An 18,573-nucleotide genomic window follows, 5' to 3' on the forward strand; every position below is an offset into this window, starting at 1 on the left:
CGGGTCCCGAGCCCCTCGGCACGAACGGGTTAAGGGCGTGCCCATTCGCTGAGCAGCGTGTGCGCGATCGCATATTCCGGCGGCGCCACGAACCGGCCCTGCTCGCCGCGCAATACCGCGCACACCTCATCGCGGCTCGCCCACAGCGCATCCTCCAATTCGGTCGCATCGATCGTCAGAGCGGTATCTTCCGCCATGCCGATGCATGCGATCATCAGCGATGAGGGGAACGGCCAGGGCTGGCTGGCGACATAGCGGATGTGCGACACGCGCACGCCGGCTTCCTCCCACGTCTCGCGCGCGACGGCTTCCTCGATCGATTCGCCCGGCTCGACAAAGCCGGCCAGCGCCGAATAGCGCCCCTCCGGCCAGCCCTTGCCGCGTCCCAGCAGCACCTGGTCGCCATGTTCGGCAAGCATGATCACGACCGGGTCGGTGCGCGGGAAATGCTGCGCGCCACACCCTTTGCATTGCCGCCCCCAACCACCCTTGAACGCATCCGTCGGCTGTCCACAATTCGCGCAGAAACGATGCCGCGCGTGCCAGTCGACCACGCTGCGCGCGGCGGCATAGAGCGCCATTTCCTCGCGCGGCAGGCTGGCGAGCAGCGTCATAAGCGCCGACGGGCGCGCGCCGGTCGGACGCAGCGCCTGCGGCACGGCGGCGAAATGCGGCTTTTCGCCGATCAGCCCGAGCAGCACGAGGTCGGCGTCGCCGGGCGCGTTGGCAAGGCTGGTCCACACCAGGCGCCCGTTCTCGACACGCGGATCGAGGCCGTCGAGCACCAGCAGGCGCGCGCGCCAGTCGCGCATCGCTGCCGCCAGGCCATCGGGATCACCACGCAGATGGTCGGCGCGGTCGATCGTAGCGCCGGTAAACCCGGGTGCAATCACTGCTGCAGTTCGGAATAGACCGCGTTGGTGACATCGGCGCGCAGCGGCCATTTGTCGGCGGGGAAGTAATTGACCATCGCCGTGCCGCGCACGCCGTGCTTGGGATCGACCCAGGCGATCGTGCCTGCCGCGCCGCCCCAGCCATAGGTTCCCGCGCCGGGCCCGCCCGGCACATCTTCCAGATACACCGATCCGCCAGCGCCGAAGCCCATCTTGGGCCCCTTCGTGCCGCCGGTTCCGGCATCGACCCCGCCGAATGTCACGCCAGCGGGCAACAGGTCGGACATCGCGGTCGCGACCGTCTCGGCCTTCATCACGCGCGTGCCGTCCAGCTCGCCGCCATTGGCCAGCATGTGCAGGAAGCGGTCATAATCCTTTGCCGACATCACCAGCCCGGCGCCGCCATAGGCGAAGCTCGGCGGCTGCAGATAGACCGAGGTCGCGGCCGGATCGAACGGCACGAGATTGTCGCCGACAAAGGCGTAGTTGCTCGCGAGCCGCCCCACCTCGCTGGCGGGAACGGTCCAGTAGGTCGATGCCATACCGAGCGGATCGAGCAGCCGCGTCTTGACGAAGCGCTCGAACGGCATGCCGCTGGCGACCTCGATCACCGCGCCCAGCACGTCGAGCCCGATCGAATAGCTCCATTCGGTACCCGGTTCGGCGATCAGCGGCAGCGACGCGGTGCGGTTGGCGAACTCGACCAGCGATTTGGGCCGCACCGCCGCCATCTGCGCTTCCATTTGCGCGTTGACCGCACCGGGCAGGATGCCGAGCCGCTCATATTCCTTGAGCAGCGGTCCCTTGGTGACGATCGAATAGCCCAGCCCCGCCGTGTGCGTCAGCAGATGGCGGACCGTGATCGGCGTCTTCGCCGGACGGCTCGCCAGCCCCGAGGCGGGGTCGGTCAGCACCTTCATGTTCTTGAACGCCGGGATGATCTCCGCAATCGGCTGGTCGAGGCGCAGCTTGCCGTCTTCGATCAGCAGCATCGCCGCCATGCCGGTGATCGGCTTGGTCATCGAATAGACGCGCCACAGGGTGTCGGCAGTGACGTCAGCAGCACCGGCTTCGGCGGCGACACTGCCCGCGGCGATGATCGTCGGGTTCACATCGCCGCACCCCCAGGCAATGACGATTCCGGGTGCCATTCGCTCCTTGATATAGCGGTCGGCGAGCGCCATCGGCGCGGGCAGGCGCTCCATCATGCTTTGCGGAGTTGGGGGAGCGGGGCATCGCTGCTGCGCTGCCGCCGGCGCGGCGAACGCCAGCGCGACTGTGATCATGCCCGACATTCTGCCGATCATCGTCATTTCCTGCTCCTGAACACCGCCGCAGCCTTGGCGAACAAGGTCGGCATCCCCGCCGAATCGATCCGGTCGATCGGCCACCACTGCGCATCGCCGATATCGGTGTGCCGGTCGATCGCCGCCACCGCAAGCGTGCAGTCGAGCCGGAAATGCGTAAACGCGTGCGACACCTCGTGCTCCAGCACCGTCCAATCGGCGCCGACGGGAGCGCCTTCCAGCCGCGTAGGCGCTTCGCCCCACGGCCCCGTCGGCAGTGCGCGCATCCCGCCGAGCATCCCCTTGCCCGGACGCCGCACCATCAGCACCTCATGGCCGCGTTCCAGCCAGAAGATCGTGCCGTGGCGCTGCGGCTTGGGCTGCTTCGCCGCCTTGACCGGCAGGCGCGCTGGATCCCCCGCAGCAAAGGCTGCGCAATCGCCGCGCAGCGGACACAGCAGGCAACGCGGAGCGCGCGCGGTGCAGATCGTCGATCCCAGATCCATCATCGCCTGCGCGAAATCGCCCGCGCGCCGCTGCGGCGTGATGCTCTCGGCGGCGTCGCGAATCGCGATGCGCGCGGCGGGGAGCGGCGTTTCGATCGCGAACAGCCGCGCGACGACGCGCTCGACATTGGCGTCCACCACCACGGCGCGCCGTCCGAACGCGATCGCCGCGATCGCCGCAGCGGTATAGGTGCCCAGCCCGGGCAGCTCCCTCAGTTCGGCTTCGGTGTCGGGAAGCGTTCCGCCATGCCTGTCGGCCACCATGCGTGCGCAGGCCAGCAGGTTGCGCGCTCGGGCGTAATAGCCGAGCCCCGCCCATGCCGCCATGACGTCGGCGCTGTCCGCGGCGGCAAGGCTCGCGAAATCGGGCCATCGCGCCACCCAGCGCTCGAAATACGGCTTCACCGTCGCGACCTGCGTCTGCTGCAGCATCACTTCGGACAGCCACACGCGATACGGGTCGGGCATCGCCGCGCCGGGCGGAGCGCGCCACGGCAACGATCGCGCATGCCCGTCGTACCAGGCGAGCAGCGGTGCGGCGATCGAAGGGGCCTTTGCGGACACGTCCCGCCTATGGCATGGACGGCGGCGATGGCGAAGCGTCCCTCCCCCGTTGCACCGCCCGAGCGCCGCGGCGGCGTGCGCCAGGTCCGCGACCTGCTGCCGCAGGTTGGCGGGGCGGCGTTTCGCAAGTTCGGCTTCGTCCAGTCGTCGATCGTCAGCCGCTGGGCAGAGATCGTCGGCGAACGCTATGCGCGTGTCTCCGCACCCGAATCGATCCGCTTTCCGCCGGGCAAGCGCGCCGAGGGCGTGCTCAGCCTAACCGTGCACGGTGCGCACGGGACGATGATGCAGCATATCGCGCCCGAGATCACCGAGCGAGTCAATCGCTTCTTCGGCTATCCCGCCGTTACGAAAATCGTGTTCAAGGCAGGCGAAGTCCGCCGCGCCGCCGCGCGCCCGGCGCCGGTCGATCGCGCGCCGATCCCGGCCGAGATGGGCGACAGCCTGCGCGGCATTGCCGATCCCGAATTGAAAGCCGTGCTCGAGGCGCTTGCCGCCAGTATCGCCGCTCCCATTCCTGTCCAGATCCCGATCCTGGGGAAAGTCCGCTAATGCGCCAAACCCTGCTTCCCGCCGCCGCAATCCTGCTCGCCGCCTTCGCTGCGCCGCAGGCGACCGACTGGCGCACCCGCATCGCCGCCGCGCCATCGGGTGCGATGGTCGTCGGCAACCCCGAGGCCCGCGTCAAGCTGGTCGAATATCTCAGCTATACCTGCTCGCACTGCGCCCATTTCGTCCGTGATTCCGCGGCCGAGCTCAAGGACAAGATGGTCCGCACGGGCGACGTCAGCGTCGAATATCGACCGATGGTGCGCAACGCGCTCGACCTCGCCGCGGCGATCGGTGCGCGCTGCGCGGGGCCGCAGGGCTTCGTGCGGGCGCAGGAAGCGGTGTTCGACAACCAGGCCGCACTGCTCGAAAAGGCGCAGGGCTTGCCCGAGGCGACCGGCACCCCGGCGCAAAAGCTGCAGACGCTCGCGCAGGGTTCGGGTCTGACTGCGGTGCTGGCGGCGAACGGCGTTCCCAAGGCCCGCTTCGACCAGTGTCTTGCCGATCCCAAGGCGCTCGAGCCGGTCGTCGCGATGACCCGCGACGCGCAGGGCCGGATCAAGGGCACGCCGAGCTTCGAGGTCAATGGCGAGCTGCTCGCCGACGTCCATGACTGGGGCAACCTCGCCCCGCGCCTGCGCGCCGCCGGCGCCGAATGAGCTACGGAGAACGACATTCCATGCGTACAGCTTTCGCCCTTGCCCCGCTCCTCGCACTTGCCGCCTGCGGCGGCGGCGATGCCGCCTCGAACAGCGCCGCTCCCGCTGCACCGGTCGCCGCGGTGACGCCGCCCGCCGGCCAGCAATGGACCGATGTCGTCAGCAAGACCGCCGAGGGCGGCTTCCGCATGGGCAACCCCGACGCGCCGATCAAGCTGGTCGAGTTCGGCTCGCGCACTTGCCATGTCTGTGCCGAGTTCGACGAGCAGGGCTTGGAGCCGCTCAAGGCCAACTATATCTCGACCGGCAAGGTCAGCTACGAATTCCGCGATTATCTGCGCAACGGCGCCGATCTTGGCGCCGCGCTGCTCGGCGCGTGCGGCGGGCCTGGTACGTTCTTCCCGATCCTCGACCAGATGATGCGCGCGCAGGAAGGCACGCTCGAGACGCTGCAGGCGCTTCCCGAGAGTTTCTACGCACAGCTCGAAGGATTGCCGCCCGCGCAGCAGACCGCGCGCTATGCCGAGGCCGCCGGCTATGTCGATTTCATCAAGCAGCGCGGCATTCCCGAACCGCAGGCGCGCCAGTGCCTTGCCGACGTCGCCGCTGCCGAGACCCTGACCAAAAGCACCCAGAGCGCGACCGAGGAATATGCGATCCCCGGCACGCCGACCTTCCTGATCAACGGCAGCGTCGTCGACAACACGGTCAACTGGACCCAGCTCGAAGCCGCCCTCAAGCGCGCGGGCGCGTAACGGACCTATGAAACCACCCCCCCGTTCGTATCGAGCGCAGTCGAGATACGTTGGCAAACCGCCAGCCAGTCTTCTCGACTTCGCGCGAAGCGAACGGGGCGATTGACGGCATCCCGCAGCCATGCAGATCAAGCGGCTGCGCCTCACCGGGTTCAAGAGTTTCGTCGATCCCGCCGATCTGGCCATTGCGCCGGGGCTAACCGGGGTCGTCGGCCCCAATGGCTGCGGCAAATCCAACCTGCTCGAAGCGCTGCGCTGGGCGATGGGCGAGAACAGCGCCAAGTCGCTGCGCGGCGCCGGGATGGACGACGTCATCTTCGCCGGCACCGCGACCCGGCCGAGCCGCGACTTCGCCGAGGTCTCGATCCTCGCCGAAGCCGCTGGCGATGACGAGGAAATCGAGGTCGTCCGCCGCATCGAACGCGGCACCGGTTCCGCCTATCGCATCAACGGCCGCGACGTGCGCGCGCGCGACGTCGGGCTGTTGTTCGCCGACGCCGCCACCGGCGCGCACTCGCCTGCGCTGGTCAGCCAAGGGCGAATCGGCGCGGTGATCGCCGCCAAGCCTGCCGACCGGCGCACCATGCTCGAGGAAGCCGCCGGTATCTCCGGCCTGCATGTCCGCCGCAAGGATGCAGAGCAGCGGCTGCGCGCGACCGAAGCCAATCTGGCGCGGCTGGGCGAGGTGATCGCCGACCAGGACAGCCGCGCATCGGCGCTCCGGCGCCAAGCGCGCCAGGCCGAGCGCTATCGAGCGCTGTCGGGTGACATTCGCGTCGCCGAGGGCCGCATGATCTTTGCGCGCTGGCGCGATGCCGCCGCCGCGGCCGACATCGCCAAGCGCGAGGCTGCCGACGCCGACGCTCGCGTCACCGAGCGCGCGGCGATCGTCGCGGCGGCGACCGAGCAGCAGGCGCGTGCAACAGACGCCCTGGCCGCTGCACGCGCTGCCGCGCTCGACCAGCGCGATGCCGCGGCGGCGGCGGCGCATCTGCTGGCCACGCTGCGCGCCGAGCGCGACCGGCTGGCGCGGCGGCTCGCCGACCTTGCCGCCGAGCGCGTCCGCCTCGGCGAGGATCGCGCGCGTGAGGATTCGCTGGCCCACGATGCGGCGGGCGCGCTCGACCGATTGGCTCGGGAAGCCAGCGTGCTCGAGGCCGATGTCGCCGGAGCGTCGGCGCGCATCCCCGGGCTCGACGCCGCGCAGGCCGATGCCGAGCGGGTAGGCCGCGATGCAGAGGTAGCGCTGGCGCAGGGGCTTGCGGCGCAGGCTCAGGAGGCGGCCGACGCCCGCGTCGCCGATGCGGCGCTGGCCGCGGCGCAGACCCGGCTCGACCGCGCCGAGCGCGACCTTTCCCGGATTGCCGCCGAACGCACCGCGCTGGCCGACACCGCACCGCTCACCGAACAGCGTAGCGCTGCCATCGCGGCGCGCGCCGAGGCCGAACGCCAGGCGGCTGCCGCGCGAGCCCAACTGGCCGAGGCGGACGCGGCGCAAAGATCGGCAATCGCCGAGCGCGATCGCGCCCAGTCGGCGCGCTCGGCCGCGCATGCGGACCTCGCCGCCCTCGATAGCGAGGCCGCCGCGCTCGCCCGGTCGACCCAGCCTTCCGGCAAGGATCGGCTGCTCGACCGGCTGCGACCCGCGCCGGGATATGAACGCGCGCTCGCCGCGGCGCTGGGCGACGATCTCGAAGCGGGACTCGATCCCGCAGGAGAGCGCCACTGGGCGGGCGCCGAGCGGCAGCCCGGCGACCCCGACGCCGCGCACGGCCTTGCCCCGCTCGCCGCGCATGTCGAAGCACCGCCGGCGCTGGCCCGGCGATTGGCGCAGATTCTCGTGGCCGATCGCGACGAGGGCCAGAAGCTCGCCGTGGGACAGCGATTGGTGACGCTTGGCGGGACGCTGCGACGCTGGGACGGCTATGTCGCGCGATCGGGCGGCGCGGCGGCGGCGGAACGACTGGTGCGGTTCAACCGGCTGCGCGCGATCGAGGAGGCGCGCCCGGCGGCATTGCGGGCGGTCGAGAGCGCCGATGCCGAACTGGGCCGGATCGACACCGCCATCGCCAAATCGAGTCGCGATGCCGACGCGGCGCGGCGCGGCATGACCAGTGCCGAAACCGCCGCGCGCGAGGCGCTGCGCAGCGAGGATCGCGCCGCCGCGGCGCTCGAGCGCATCGCCGCGATGGGCGCCGATCTCGACAGCCGGCATGCGCGCGTGGTCGCCGATCGCCGAGAAGCGCAGACCGATGCCGGCCGTGCCGCCGCCGCGGTTGCCGCGCTGCCCGACCAGCGCGCGACACGCGATCGGGTCGGGGAACTCGCTTCCGCCGCCGAACATGCCCGCGCCGCCACCGCAAGCGCGCGCGCCGAGCGCGCCGACCTCGACCGGTCGATCGCGCGGCATCGCGAGCGACTGGCCGCCGCGCAGGCCGAGGCCAAGGGATGGCGCGCGCGCGCCGGGGAAGCCGCGCGGCGCATCTCCGACATGGCCGGGCGCGGCGAAGCGCTGGAGCGCGAGGAAGCCGCGCTGCGCGATCGCCCCGCCATGCTCGACCGCGACGTCGCCGCGGCCGAGGTCGAGCTGTCATCGGCGCGGGCCCGGGCCGATGCCGCGCAAGCCGAGGAGCGCACCGCCGAGATGCGGCTGCGCGAGATCGAGACCGAGCTGCGCACGCAGGCAGAAGCGCTGTCGCAGGCGCGCGAAACCCGCGCCGGCGCCGCCGCGCGCGCCGAGAATCAGGATCTGCGCCGGGTCGAGATGGGGCGTCTGTCGGGAGAACGCTTCGCATGCCCGCCGCCGCTATTGCCTGAGCGCGCCGGTTTCGCCGCGGACACCGTCCGCTCCCCCTCCGACGAAAGCGCCCTGCACGAAAAGCTGACGGCGGAGCGCGAGCGGATCGGCCCGGTCAACCTTGTCGCCGACACCGAACTGGCCGAACTCGACGCCGCGCGCTCCGCCAACAGTCGCGAGCGCGAGGAGCTCGGCAGCGCCGTCAATGCGCTGCGCGGGTCGATCGGTACGCTCAATCGCGAGGGGCGCCAGCGCCTGCTGGCCGCGTTCGAGGCGGTCGACGGACATTTCCGGCGGCTGTTCACGACTCTGTTCAACGGTGGCCAGGCGCGGCTCGAACTGATCGATTCGGATGATCCGCTCGAGGCCGGGCTCGAGATCCTCGCGCAGCCGCCGGGCAAGAAGCTGCAATCGCTCACCTTGCTGTCGGGGGGCGAACAGGCGCTGACAGCAGTGGCGCTGATCTTCGGGCTATTCCTGACCAATCCGGCGCCGATCTGCGTGCTCGATGAAGTCGACGCGCCGCTCGACGATGCCAATATCGACCGTTTCTGCGATTTGCTCGATGCGATGACGCGCGAAACCGATACCCGCTATCTGATCGTGACGCACAATGCCGCGACGATGAGCCGGATGCACCGGCTGTTCGGGGTGACGATGGTGGAACCGGGAATCAGTCGCCTCGTTTCGGTCGACCTTGGCGGCGCGGAGACGCTGCTGGCGGCGGAATGAGGGACGCGCTACGGCCCGATCGCAACAAGGGGAACGACGCATGGCCGGTGGACTGGTAGCATTGCTCGACGACGTCGCGGCGCTGGCAAAGCTGGCCGGCGCGTCGATCGACGATGTCGCGGCGGCATCGACGCGTGCGGGGACGAAGGCGGCCGGCGTGGTGATCGACGACGCCGCAGTGACGCCGGGCTATGTCGTCGGGCTGTCGCCGGCGCGCGAGCTTCCCATCATCGGCAAGATCGCGCTGGGATCGCTCAAGAACAAGCTTATCTTCCTGCTCCCTGCCGCACTGTTGCTCAGCAGCTTCGCGCCGTGGGCGATCACGCCGATCCTGATGCTCGGCGGCGCCTATCTCTGTTTCGAGGGCACCGAAAAGGTGATTGAGAAGCTCAGCGGGGTCCACCATGCCGACGACGTGGCGGCGATCACCGACCCGGCCGAGCTGGAATCGCGCCAGGTTTCGGGCGCGATCCGCACCGACCTGATCCTGTCGGCGGAGATCATGGCGATCGCGCTTGCTGAGCTTCCCGACCTGTCGATCTGGATGCGCGCCGCCGCGCTCGCGCTGGTCGGCATCGCCATCACCGTCGCGGTCTATGGAGCGGTCGCGATCATCGTGAAGATGGACGATGTCGGGCTGCATCTGTCGCAAAAGCCGTCGGCGGCGAGCCAGTCGATCGGTCGCGGGCTGGTCGCGCTGATGCCCAAGCTGCTCAGGGCGCTGTCGATCATCGGCACCGCTGCGATGATCTGGGTCGGCGGCGGCATCATCCTGCACGGTGCCGAGGAATTCGGGCTGAGCGCGCCCGCGCATTGGGTGCACGACGCCGCCCTCGCCGCTGCCGGCGCCCTGCCCGCGATCGGCGGGGTGGTCGAATGGCTGGTCGGCGCGATCGGTGCGGCGATCGTGGGATTGATCGTCGGCGGCGCGATCGTGCTGGTGATCAAGCCGTTTCACGGTCGGAAAGAGGCGAGCAACGCCTAGCGCAGCATCCGCCGGTACAGCGCGATATAGTTGTCCGCCATCGCTTCCACCGAGAACCGCTCGGCCACCGCGCGCCGGCACGCCGCCCGATCGATCTCCCCGACCCGCTCCACAGCGGCGATCGCGCCATCCAGCGAATCGACCAGGAAGCCGGTGACTCCGTCGTCGATCAGTTCGGGCATCGACCCGCGCAGCATCGCGATCACCGGCGTGCCGCATGCCATCGCCTCGATCACCGACAGCCCGAACGGTTCGTCGAAGTTGATGAGGTGGAGCAATGCGCATGCCTGGCCCAGCGCGGCGATGCGCTCGCTCCCCCCGACCGCGCCGGGATGGCGGACGCGGTCGCCAAGATGCGGCACCACCGCCCGATCGTAATAGCGCTCGTCCTGCACGATCCCGTACATCGCCAGGTCGCGCCCGGTCGCCCGTGCCACCGCGATTGCCTCGGCGGCGCCCTTGTCGGGATGCATGCGGCCGAAGAACAGCAGATCGTCCGACCCCGCCGCTTCGAACGCGAAGTCGGCGAGCGGAATGCCGTGGTGGATCGTCGCGGCGTACCGCAGGTCGGGGTGCCGGTCGGCATCGCTGATCGCGACATAGGCGATGCGATCCTCATATGGCTTGTACATCGGCAGGATGCGGTCGGACGAAAAGCCGTGGATCGTCGTGACCATCGGCGTCGCAACCAGTTTGGCGAAGGCGTGTGCGGGAAAATCGGCCTGGTTGTGGATCAGGTCGAACTCGCCCGCACGTTCGAACACATGGGCGAGGTGGCGATGCTCCCACACCTTGGCGTCGATAGCCGGGTCTTCGGAATAAGGCGCGGGCACCGGACCCGCCAGCTTGGCCGACGTGATCGAATCCTGCGTTGCGAACAACGTGACGTCGATACCCTTGGCCACGAGCGCCTCGGTCAGAAGCGACGTGACCAGCTCCCACGGGCCGTAATGACGCGGCGGCGTTCGCCACGCGATCGGCGCGATCATCGCGATCTTCATGCCAGGATGATGCCTTCGTCGGGTCCAAGCTCCAACGCGCCGTCCTTCCCGTGAATGCCGGAATGACAGGTTGAAAGGAGCAGTTTGTGCTGGGTCGCCCATCCCGGCAGGGAAAGAGATTGCGCGCGTCCGCTCAGGTTGAGCGCCACCAGCATCCGCTCGCCCTCGTGCGCGCGCTCATAGGCCAGCACCTCGCCCTCGCACGCCACGGGCAGCCACGCTCCTATCGCCAGCGCCGGATGCGCCCGGCGCAGCGCAAGCAAGTCGCGGTACAGGCTCCACATCGATCCCGGATCGCTGCACTGCGCCGCGACGTTGCGTATCGGAAAGTCGCCGTGCAGTGGCAGCCACGGCTCGCCGGACGTGAACCCACCGTGCGCGCTCGCATCCCACGCCATCGGCGTACGGACAGGGTCGCGTCCCAACCCTTTGCCAGGGTCGAGCAGTTCGCGCGGGTCGAACACGCGCTCGGGAGGGACCGCGACGTCCTCCAGCGCGATCTCGTCGCCATAATAGATGGTCGGCGTGCCCCGCAGCGTCAGCAGCAGCATTGCCGCCACCCGGGCCTGCGCATGCCCCAGCCGCGTCGCAGCACGCGGGCGATCGTGGTTGCCCAGCACCCAGTTCGGCCAGCCGCCCGGCGGGAGTCCTGCTTCATAGTCCGCAATCAGGGTCGCCAGCGCGCGGGCGTCCCACGGCGCCTCGATCAGCTGGAAATTGAGCGGCAGATGCACCTCCGGCCGGTCGCGGCCATAATAGGCCATCAGCCTTTCGGGCGGCAGGTAGATTTCGCCTATCAGCACGCGTTCCTGCCCCGTTGCGCTGTGGCGATCGGCCAGTGCACGCATTTCGGCGGCGATGCCGTGGACTTCAGGCTGGTCGGTCGAATGCAGCTGCAGCACGCGGTGCATCTTGCCCATCGCCGGGGTCCATGCCGGGTTGGCAGGATTGTCCGGAAAGTCGGCGTGCTTGACCATGTGCCACAGCACGTCGATGCGGAACCCGTCGACGCCGCGGTCGAACCAGAATGCCATCGCATCCAGCATCGCCGCCTGTACCTGCGGATTGCGCCAGTTCAGGTCGGGCTGTTCCTTGAGGAACGCGTGGCAGTAATATTGCCCGGTCGCATCCTCCCATTCCCACGCCGACCCCCCGAAGTCGCTGATCCAGTTATTGGGCGGGCCGCCACCCGGCGCGGCATCGCGCCAGATATACCAGTCGCGCTTCGGGCTGCCGCGCGACGACCGGCTTTCGGTGAACCACGGATGCCTGTCCGAAGAATGATTGGGCACGAAATCGAGCAGCAGCTTGAGCCCGCGATCGTGGCACGCAGCGACCAGCGCATCGAAATCCGCGAGCGTTCCGAAGCGCGGGTCGATGCCGACATAATCGGCGACGTCGTACCCGAAATCGGCCATCGGCGACGGATAGATCGGCGAAATCCAGATCGCGTCGACACCGAGCGCGACGAGGTCGTCGAGCCGCGCGGCGATCCCGTTCAGATCGCCGATTCCATCGCCATTGGAATCCTGAAACGAGCGTGGATAGACCTGATAGATCACACCCGTTTGCCACCACAGCGGCTCGCTCATGCGAAGCGGTCCTTGGGAATGCGGGTCATCCGGCACACCAGGTCGGCCTCGCCGCTCGCCACCAGATAATGGTCGCCGCGATCGACGATCCCGGTCGAGAATACGACGTGGTCGAGATATTTGCTGTCCTGGAACGCGGCGGTAAGATCGGGCGCGGGTTCGATCAGCGCATCGTGATCGGTGCGCACCACCTTCCACGGTTCGTCACGGTCGAGGATCGACCAATAGGTGCGATAGATGCCGACATCGCCGCCGGGCTCCACGCCGTGCCAAAGGCTGAGCCAGCCGTCGTCGATCAGGATCGGCGGCGCGCCGCCCCCCATCCGCGCGGTACTGACCGTCGCGGCGTGCGGGCGCAGGCCGGGATGGTCGCACGGTTTCCAGTGGATCATGTCGGGCGAGCTGGCGAGCTGGATCGCGGGACCCGCACGCCACTCGCTGTCCGGGGGATAGGCGAACCAGGTTTCGCCCAGCGGCCGGGTCTGCGCCCAGAACTTGCCGGCGATCTGCCCCTCGAACACCAGCATGTCCTTGTTCTGGTGGTCGAGCACGATCCCCTCGCGCCGCCAGTCGCGCGCGTCGGGCGAGCTGTAGAGCACGGTGCACAGCCGTTCGGCGCTGACCGAGCAGGTCGTCATCCAGTATCGCCCGCCTACATGGCTGATCCGCGCGTCCTCGATGCCATAGCTCTGGTAACTCGCCGATGGCGCGATCGCCCGGTCGTAATGCACCGCAGCCACGCCGCTGCCGTCGGGCGACAGCTCGACCGGCAGCAGCCACGACAGCGAGGTCAGCGCCAGCGGCGTCCACGCCTCGTCCTTTAGCTTGAGGATGCGCGGATCGGACATATCGACGCGGTCGGCGGGCCACGCGTCGAGATGGACGCGGCCGTCCGCCCAGCGCATCGCCCGCCCGTCGGGATCGGCCAGCGCTTCGGCCACCCGCACCATCAGCAGCAGATTGCCGTTTGCGAGCCGGGTCATCCCGGGGTTGAACGCGCCCAGCACGACCGTCGGCGCGTCCAGCCCCATGCCGCGCAGCGGCGAGCGGGCAAGATCAACGTCGTCGGGAGTGAAGATGAGGAAATCGTCAGCGATGATGCGATCCTTTGGCACTGCACGCCACAATGCCGGGATGGTCGGGACGTTCCCGGTTATTCGCGCAGCCGCTCGTGATGGCGGATCACCTCGTCGATGATGAAGCGCAGGAACTTTTCGGAGAATTCGGGGTCGAGGTCGGCGTCCTTCGCCAATGCGCGCAGCCGGGCGATCTGGCGCTCCTCGCGCCCCGGATCGGCGGGGGGCAGGCCATGCTCGGCCTTGTGGCGGCCGACCGCCTGGGTGACCTTGAACCGTTCGGCGAGCAGGAACACCAGCGCCGCATCGATATTGTCGATGCTCTGGCGATATCCTTGCAGCGCGTCGTCGGACATGGGCGTCTCTCCTCGATCGAGCGACCCGTGGCGCGGCTGCGGCGCGCACGCAACCCCGGCCTTGCCTTTGGCAGCCATAGCCGCCACATCGCGGGCGCATGACCGCCACCGTTCACCGCCTCGGATCCCGGCCCGTCCCGTCGCTCGATCCGATGATCGAACTGGTCGCGCACGACATGAACCTGGTCAATGCGGTGATCCTCGACCGGATGCAGTCCGACATCCCGCTGATCCCCAAGCTGGCCGGGCACCTGATCGCGGGCGGCGGCAAGCGGCTGCGCCCGATGCTGACGCTGGCGAGTGCGCAGCTGCTCGCATACGGCGGCGCGCGGCACCATCGCCTCGCCGCGGCGGTCGAGTTCATCCACACCGCGACGCTGCTCCACGACGATGTCGTCGACGGGTCGGACCTGCGGCGCGGCCGCCGCACCGCCAATATCATCTGGGGCAATCCGGCAAGCGTGCTGGTCGGCGATTTCCTGTTCAGCCGGTCGTTCGAGCTGATGGTCGAGGACGGCAGCCTGAAGGTGCTCAGGATCCTTTCGAACGCGTCGGCAGTGATCGCCGAGGGAGAAGTCAACCAGCTCACCGCCGCGCGCCGCATCGACATCGGCGAGGAACGCTATCTCGAGATCATCGGCGCCAAGACCGCCGCGCTGTTCGCTGCCGCGTGCCGCATCGCCGGCGTGGTCGCCGAACGGCCGGACCGCGAGGAGACGGCACTCGACGCCTATGGCCGCAACCTCGGCATCGCCTTCCAGCTGGTCGATGATGCGATCGACTATGTCTCCGACGCCGGAACGATGGGCAAGGATGCCGGCGACGATTTCCGCGAGGGCAAGATGACGCTGCCGGTCATCCTGGCCTATGCGCGCGGCGACACCGAAGCGCGCGCCTTCTGGAAGGACGCGGTCGAGGGGCGGCGTGCCGAGGACAGCGACTTCGCAGAGGCGATCGATCGCGTCAGGGAAACGCGCGCCGTCGACGATACGCTCGCGCGCGCGCGGCATTATGGCCAGCGCGCGGTCGACGCGCTCGGCATCTTTCCGGCCAGCGCGGCAAAGGATGCGATGGTAGAGGCCGTCGAGTTCGCGGTTGCCCGCGCCTATTGACCGGCTCGTCGTTTCGCATCTGACTTCGCCAGCGTTACGATCCCCTCGTGCCGCGGCGCTACACCCGTTCCTTCGTTTGCGTGAACATCGCGTTGTGTAATGTTCACGCAACCCCGGCGATCCTCGGCTATTCTTCCCGGACTGGTCGGCGACGTGCCGATCGAGACCTGGAGAAGATGTATGCGTACTCCAATCCTGTTCGCCGCACTGGCGACCTTCGCATTTCCCGCACTGACTGTTGCTGCCGCACCCGCTGTAGCCGCGACGGTGAGCATCGACGACAATGGTCCCGGACAGCGCTGGGACCGCGGTGATCGCCGCGACCGCCGTGAATTCCGTCAGGACCGCCGCGGCGATCGCCGCGATTATCGCCAGGATCGCCGCGGCGATCGGCGTGATTTCCGACAGGATCGCCGCGGCGACCGCCGTGACTTGCGCCAGGGCGACGTGACTCGCCGCGAGTTCCGCCGTGAACGCGCCGGCGATCGCCGCGACTTCCGTCAGGAGCGCCGCGGCGACCGCCGCGACTATCGCCGCGACCGCGCCAATTAATCGCAATGTTAGCCGAAGACACGAAAGGGGCGGGCCATGCGGTCCGCCCCTTTTTCATATCGGATCATTCCTCGTCGCTGGGTTCGTCCTCATCGACGACGAGCGCATCCTCCTCATCGGTGTCGAGCGCCTTGTCGATCTCCTCCGAAATCAGGTCGAGTTGTTCGTAGCTGGTCTCGAACTCGAACGATTCGCCATCCTCATCCTCGATCATCAGCAGGTAGCCGTCGCTGGTCGGGCTGATCGCGAAGCTGGACAGGGTCTTGGTCATGGTCGGGGTTCCTCAGAAGCGTTGCAGGGGGCGATACGCATGAATTGTGCCTTGGCTCCCGCGCCGCTAGCGGTTTCACGATGAGCGGTTTGCCGATCCACAGCGTGCTGCCCCAGTTGCTGGCCGCTCTCCAGGCGCGTTCTTCGGCAGTGCTGGTCGCACCGCCGGGCGCGGGCAAGACCACCGCGGTCGCCCCGGCGCTGTTGGATGAGCAATGGTGCGACGGTGAAATCCTGTTGCTGTCGCCGCGCCGCATCGCCGCGCGCGCTGCTGCCGAGCGCATGGCCGAGCAGGCAGGCGAACCGGTCGGCAGGACGTTTGGCTATGCCACCCGCATGGACAGCAAGCGATCCGCTGCGACGCGGGTCACCGTGATGACCGAAGGAATCTTCGTCGCCCGGATTCAGGCCGACCCCGAACTGGCAGGCGTGTCGACAATCCTGTTCGACGAAGTCCATGAACGCAGCCTCGACAGCGATTTCGGCCTTGCGCTGGCGCTCGATGCTCAGTCAGGTCTGCGACCCGAGCTGCGCATCGTGGCCATGTCCGCGACGCTCGACGGCGCCCGCTTCGCCGCATTGATGGACGACGCGCCAGTGATCGAAAGCGCAGGCCTCAGCCATCCTCTGACGATCGTCCACCTCGGCCGAGGCAATGCGGACCGCATCGAGGACGCTGTCGCCGGTGCGATTCGTCTCGCGCTGCGGGAAGCCGAAGGCGGCGTGCTGGCATTTCTGCCCGGTGTCGCGGAGATCGAGCGAACCGCCGAACGGCTTGCTGGTCTGGGGCCCGACATCGCGCTCCACCGGCTCCATGGCAGCCTCGACCCCGCCGCGCAGCGCGCCGCCATCGCCCCAGATCCCGATCGCCGCCGCAAGCTGGTGCTGGCGACGGCGATCGCGGAGACCTCGCTGACCCTCGACGGTATCCGCATCGTCGTCGATCCGGGATTGGCGAGGCGTCCGCGCTACGATCGCGCCGCCGGGATGACCCGGCTTGTCACCGAACGCGCCAGCCAGGCGGCGGCGACGCAGCGCGCCGGGCGAGCGGCGCGGCAGGGTCCCGGAACCGCCTATCGCCTGTGGGAGGAAGCCGCGACCGCTGGGCTGCCGCGCTTCGATCCGCCCGAAATCCTCGAAGCCGACCTGTCGGCGCTGGTGCTCGATTGCGCGCGCTGGGGCGTCGCCGATCCGCGTACCCTGCGCTGGATCGATCCGCCGCCCGCCGCCGCGATCGACGAAGCGCGCACGCGGCTGCGCGCGCTCGGCGCGATCGATGCGGATGGCCGTCCGACCCCGCATGGCACGGCGATCGCGGCGCTGCCCCTGGCGCCGCGGCTGGCGCATATGCTGGTCCGTGCCGGCGACCGGGGCCTTGCGGCGGTGGCCGCGCGCGTCGCGGTGCTGCTCGGCGAGCGGGGATTGGGCGGCAATGATGTCGATCTGGAAGCGCGGATGCGGCGCTGGGACGGCGAACGCGGCCAGCGCGCGGAAGCGGCGCGTCGGTTGGCACAGCGCTGGGCGCAGATGGTCGACGACAGCGGCGGCAGCACCGGCGACGCGGCCGCGACGTGCGTCGCGCTCGCTTTTCCCGATCGTGTCGCGCGCCGCCGCGATGCCAGCGGCGAGCGCTGGGCGTCGGTCGGAGGCCGCGGCTTCCGGCTCGATCCCGCGTCCAGCCTGGCGCGCAGCGAATGGCTGGCGGTCGCCGAGACGCAGGGCATGGCCGCGGGCGCGCGCATCCTGACGGCGACGCCGATCGATCCCGCCACAATCGACGCCCTCTTTGGCGAGCGGATCGTCACGGAGCGCATCGCCGCGTTCGATCCCGCCACCGCTAGTGTCCAGCCCCAGCGGCAGCGGCGTCTGGGCGCGCTCAAGCTGGCGAGCGGCCCCGACAGCGATGTGCCCCGTGCGATGATCCAATCCGCCTTGCTCGAAGGCGTGCGCACGCACGGCCTGGCGCTGCTTCCTTGGAGCGACGCCGCCGACGCACTGCGCCGGCGCGCCGCCTTTGCCCGGGCGCACGGCGCTCCTGCCGCCGCACTCGACGACGTGTCGCTGCTCGACCGCCTCGATGACTGGCTCCCGCCGCTGCTGGCGGGCAAGCGCCGCCTCGCGGCGATCGACGCCGACGCGCTGACCGCCGCGCTCGAAGGGCTGCTCGGCTGGGATGCGTTGCAGACGCTGCGCCGCCTCGCACCTGCACGCTTCGAATCGCCCGCCGGATCGAGCCATGCCATCGATTATGGCGCCGAGGGCGGTCCGCGCGTCGAGTTGCGCGCGCAGGCGCTGTTCGGACTTGCCGAGCATCCGGCGGTGGCCGCAGGCGCGGTGCCGCTGGTGCTGTCGATCGTGTCGCCCGCGGGGCGCCCGATCCAGACGACGCGCGACCTGCCCGGCTTCTGGGCGGGGAGTTGGGCGGCGGTCGCGCGCGAGATGCGCGGCCGCTATCCGCGCCATCCCTGGCCCGACGACCCGGCGAATGCCCGGCCGACGCTGCGCACCAAAAATGCGGATGCGCGCGCGCGCGCTTCGCGGTAGGACGGCCCCAACCCGCTCCGGAGGAACGCCGTGCCGACTGCCCGCATCTATCAACGCCCCAAGAACGCGATGTCGTCGGGCCGTGCCCGCACGCAGGAATGGGTCCTCGAATTCGAACCCAGCGAAGCCAAGCGCGCCGATCCGCTGACCGGCTGGGCGGGATCGGGGGACACGCGAAACCAGGTCAAGCTGGCCTTCCCCACGCTCGACGCGGCCAAGGCCTATGCCGAGCGCGAGGGTGTCGCCTTCCACGTCGTCCCCGCCCCCGTCCGCACGCTGAAGCTTCAGGCCTACGCCGACAACTTCCGGTAACACTTTACGGATCGGCGGGCAGCAGGCACCAA

At 69.2% G+C, this 18,573-nt stretch carries 17 protein-coding genes; 9 read left to right on the plus strand and 8 right to left on the minus strand.

Annotated features, from left to right (window positions below):
* Window positions 1–29: 29 nt before the first annotated feature.
* The 3 genes from nudC to mutY are packed head-to-tail and all read right to left on the minus strand — an operon-like array spanning window position 30 to window position 3,249.
* Entirely contained in the window at window positions 30–893 is an 864-nt protein-coding gene (gene nudC / locus FHY50_RS10895; protein ID WP_244935342.1) for an NAD(+) diphosphatase, read from the minus strand.
* Window positions 890–2,200 carry a serine hydrolase domain-containing protein gene (locus tag FHY50_RS10900; RefSeq protein ID WP_420030889.1) on the minus strand — a complete coding sequence of 437 codons (1,311 nt, stop codon included), beginning with the start codon at window positions 2,198–2,200 and terminating at the stop codon, window positions 890–892. Before FHY50_RS10900 ends, nudC begins: the two co-directional genes overlap by 4 nt.
* Before the next feature lie 2 nt (window positions 2,201–2,202).
* The gene (gene mutY, locus FHY50_RS10905; protein ID WP_244935343.1) at window positions 2,203–3,249 is read right to left on the minus strand and encodes an A/G-specific adenine glycosylase; all 1,047 of its coding nucleotides are present in this window, start codon (window positions 3,247–3,249) and stop codon (window positions 2,203–2,205) included.
* Window positions 3,250–3,276: 27 nt separating this feature from the next.
* On the opposite strand from mutY, the gene FHY50_RS10910 reads away from it, so the two are divergent.
* From FHY50_RS10910 to FHY50_RS10930, 5 genes are all read left to right on the plus strand, one after another.
* Window positions 3,277–3,801, plus strand: coding sequence for a DUF721 domain-containing protein (locus FHY50_RS10910; RefSeq protein ID WP_244935344.1), 525 nt, complete (start codon window positions 3,277–3,279; stop codon window positions 3,799–3,801).
* Window positions 3,801–4,457, plus strand: a complete 657-nt coding sequence (locus FHY50_RS10915) for a DsbA family protein (RefSeq protein WP_140230747.1) — start codon at window positions 3,801–3,803, stop codon at window positions 4,455–4,457. Before FHY50_RS10910 ends, FHY50_RS10915 begins: the two co-directional genes overlap by 1 nt.
* A gap of 20 nt (window positions 4,458–4,477) precedes the next feature.
* Window positions 4,478–5,212 carry a thioredoxin domain-containing protein gene (locus FHY50_RS10920; RefSeq protein ID WP_140230748.1) on the plus strand — a complete coding sequence of 245 codons (735 nt, stop codon included), beginning with the start codon at window positions 4,478–4,480 and terminating at the stop codon, window positions 5,210–5,212.
* Window positions 5,213–5,333: 121 nt separating this feature from the next.
* Window positions 5,334–8,741 carry a chromosome segregation protein SMC gene (smc, locus tag FHY50_RS10925; RefSeq protein ID WP_140230749.1) on the plus strand — a complete coding sequence of 1,136 codons (3,408 nt, stop codon included), beginning with the start codon at window positions 5,334–5,336 and terminating at the stop codon, window positions 8,739–8,741.
* 40 nt (window positions 8,742–8,781) lie between these two features.
* A complete protein-coding gene (locus FHY50_RS10930) occupies window positions 8,782–9,726 on the plus strand; it encodes a DUF808 domain-containing protein (protein WP_140230750.1) in 945 nt (314 codons plus the stop codon).
* Here the strand turns inward: FHY50_RS10930 and FHY50_RS10935 are convergent.
* The 4 genes from FHY50_RS10935 to FHY50_RS10950 are packed head-to-tail and all read right to left on the minus strand — an operon-like array spanning window position 9,723 to window position 13,751.
* The gene (locus FHY50_RS10935; protein ID WP_140230751.1) at window positions 9,723–10,727 is read right to left on the minus strand and encodes a glycosyltransferase family 4 protein; all 1,005 of its coding nucleotides are present in this window, start codon (window positions 10,725–10,727) and stop codon (window positions 9,723–9,725) included. The genes FHY50_RS10930 and FHY50_RS10935 overlap by 4 nt on opposite strands.
* Window positions 10,724–12,319, minus strand: a complete 1,596-nt coding sequence (locus tag FHY50_RS10940) for an alpha-amylase family glycosyl hydrolase (protein WP_140230752.1) — start codon at window positions 12,317–12,319, stop codon at window positions 10,724–10,726. Before FHY50_RS10940 ends, FHY50_RS10935 begins: the two co-directional genes overlap by 4 nt.
* Complete coding sequence (locus tag FHY50_RS10945) at window positions 12,316–13,434, minus strand: glycoside hydrolase family 130 protein (RefSeq protein WP_244935345.1); 1,119 nt, start codon at window positions 13,432–13,434, stop codon at window positions 12,316–12,318. Before FHY50_RS10945 ends, FHY50_RS10940 begins: the two co-directional genes overlap by 4 nt.
* A gap of 38 nt (window positions 13,435–13,472) precedes the next feature.
* Window positions 13,473–13,751, minus strand: a complete 279-nt coding sequence (locus FHY50_RS10950; RefSeq protein WP_140230753.1) for a chorismate mutase — start codon at window positions 13,749–13,751, stop codon at window positions 13,473–13,475.
* 98 nt (window positions 13,752–13,849) lie between these two features.
* Here FHY50_RS10950 and FHY50_RS10955 point away from each other — a divergent pair, with 98 nt between their 5' ends.
* On the plus strand, window positions 13,850–14,863 hold the full coding sequence (locus FHY50_RS10955; protein ID WP_140230754.1) for a polyprenyl synthetase family protein: 1,014 nt from the start codon (window positions 13,850–13,852) through the stop codon (window positions 14,861–14,863).
* Between the two features lie 180 nt (window positions 14,864–15,043).
* On the plus strand, window positions 15,044–15,415 hold the full coding sequence (locus FHY50_RS10960; protein WP_140230755.1) for a hypothetical protein: 372 nt from the start codon (window positions 15,044–15,046) through the stop codon (window positions 15,413–15,415).
* A 64-nt stretch (window positions 15,416–15,479) separates the two neighbouring features.
* On the opposite strand, the gene FHY50_RS10965 is transcribed toward FHY50_RS10960, so the two are convergent.
* Window positions 15,480–15,686: a hypothetical protein gene (locus FHY50_RS10965; RefSeq protein ID WP_140230756.1), complete on the minus strand. Its 207-nt coding sequence runs from the start codon at window positions 15,684–15,686 to the stop codon at window positions 15,480–15,482.
* Window positions 15,687–15,766: 80 nt separating this feature from the next.
* On the opposite strand from FHY50_RS10965, the gene hrpB reads away from it, so the two are divergent.
* Complete coding sequence (gene hrpB / locus FHY50_RS10970) at window positions 15,767–18,229, plus strand: ATP-dependent helicase HrpB (RefSeq protein ID WP_140230757.1); 2,463 nt, start codon at window positions 15,767–15,769, stop codon at window positions 18,227–18,229.
* A 30-nt stretch (window positions 18,230–18,259) separates the two neighbouring features.
* Complete coding sequence (locus FHY50_RS10975) at window positions 18,260–18,541, plus strand: ETC complex I subunit (RefSeq protein ID WP_140230758.1); 282 nt, start codon at window positions 18,260–18,262, stop codon at window positions 18,539–18,541.
* The last annotated feature ends 32 nt before the right edge of the window (window positions 18,542–18,573 follow it).

It is taken from the genome of Sphingomonas japonica, from assembly GCF_006346325.1.
Lineage (GTDB): Bacteria > Pseudomonadota > Alphaproteobacteria > Sphingomonadales > Sphingomonadaceae > Sphingomonas > Sphingomonas japonica.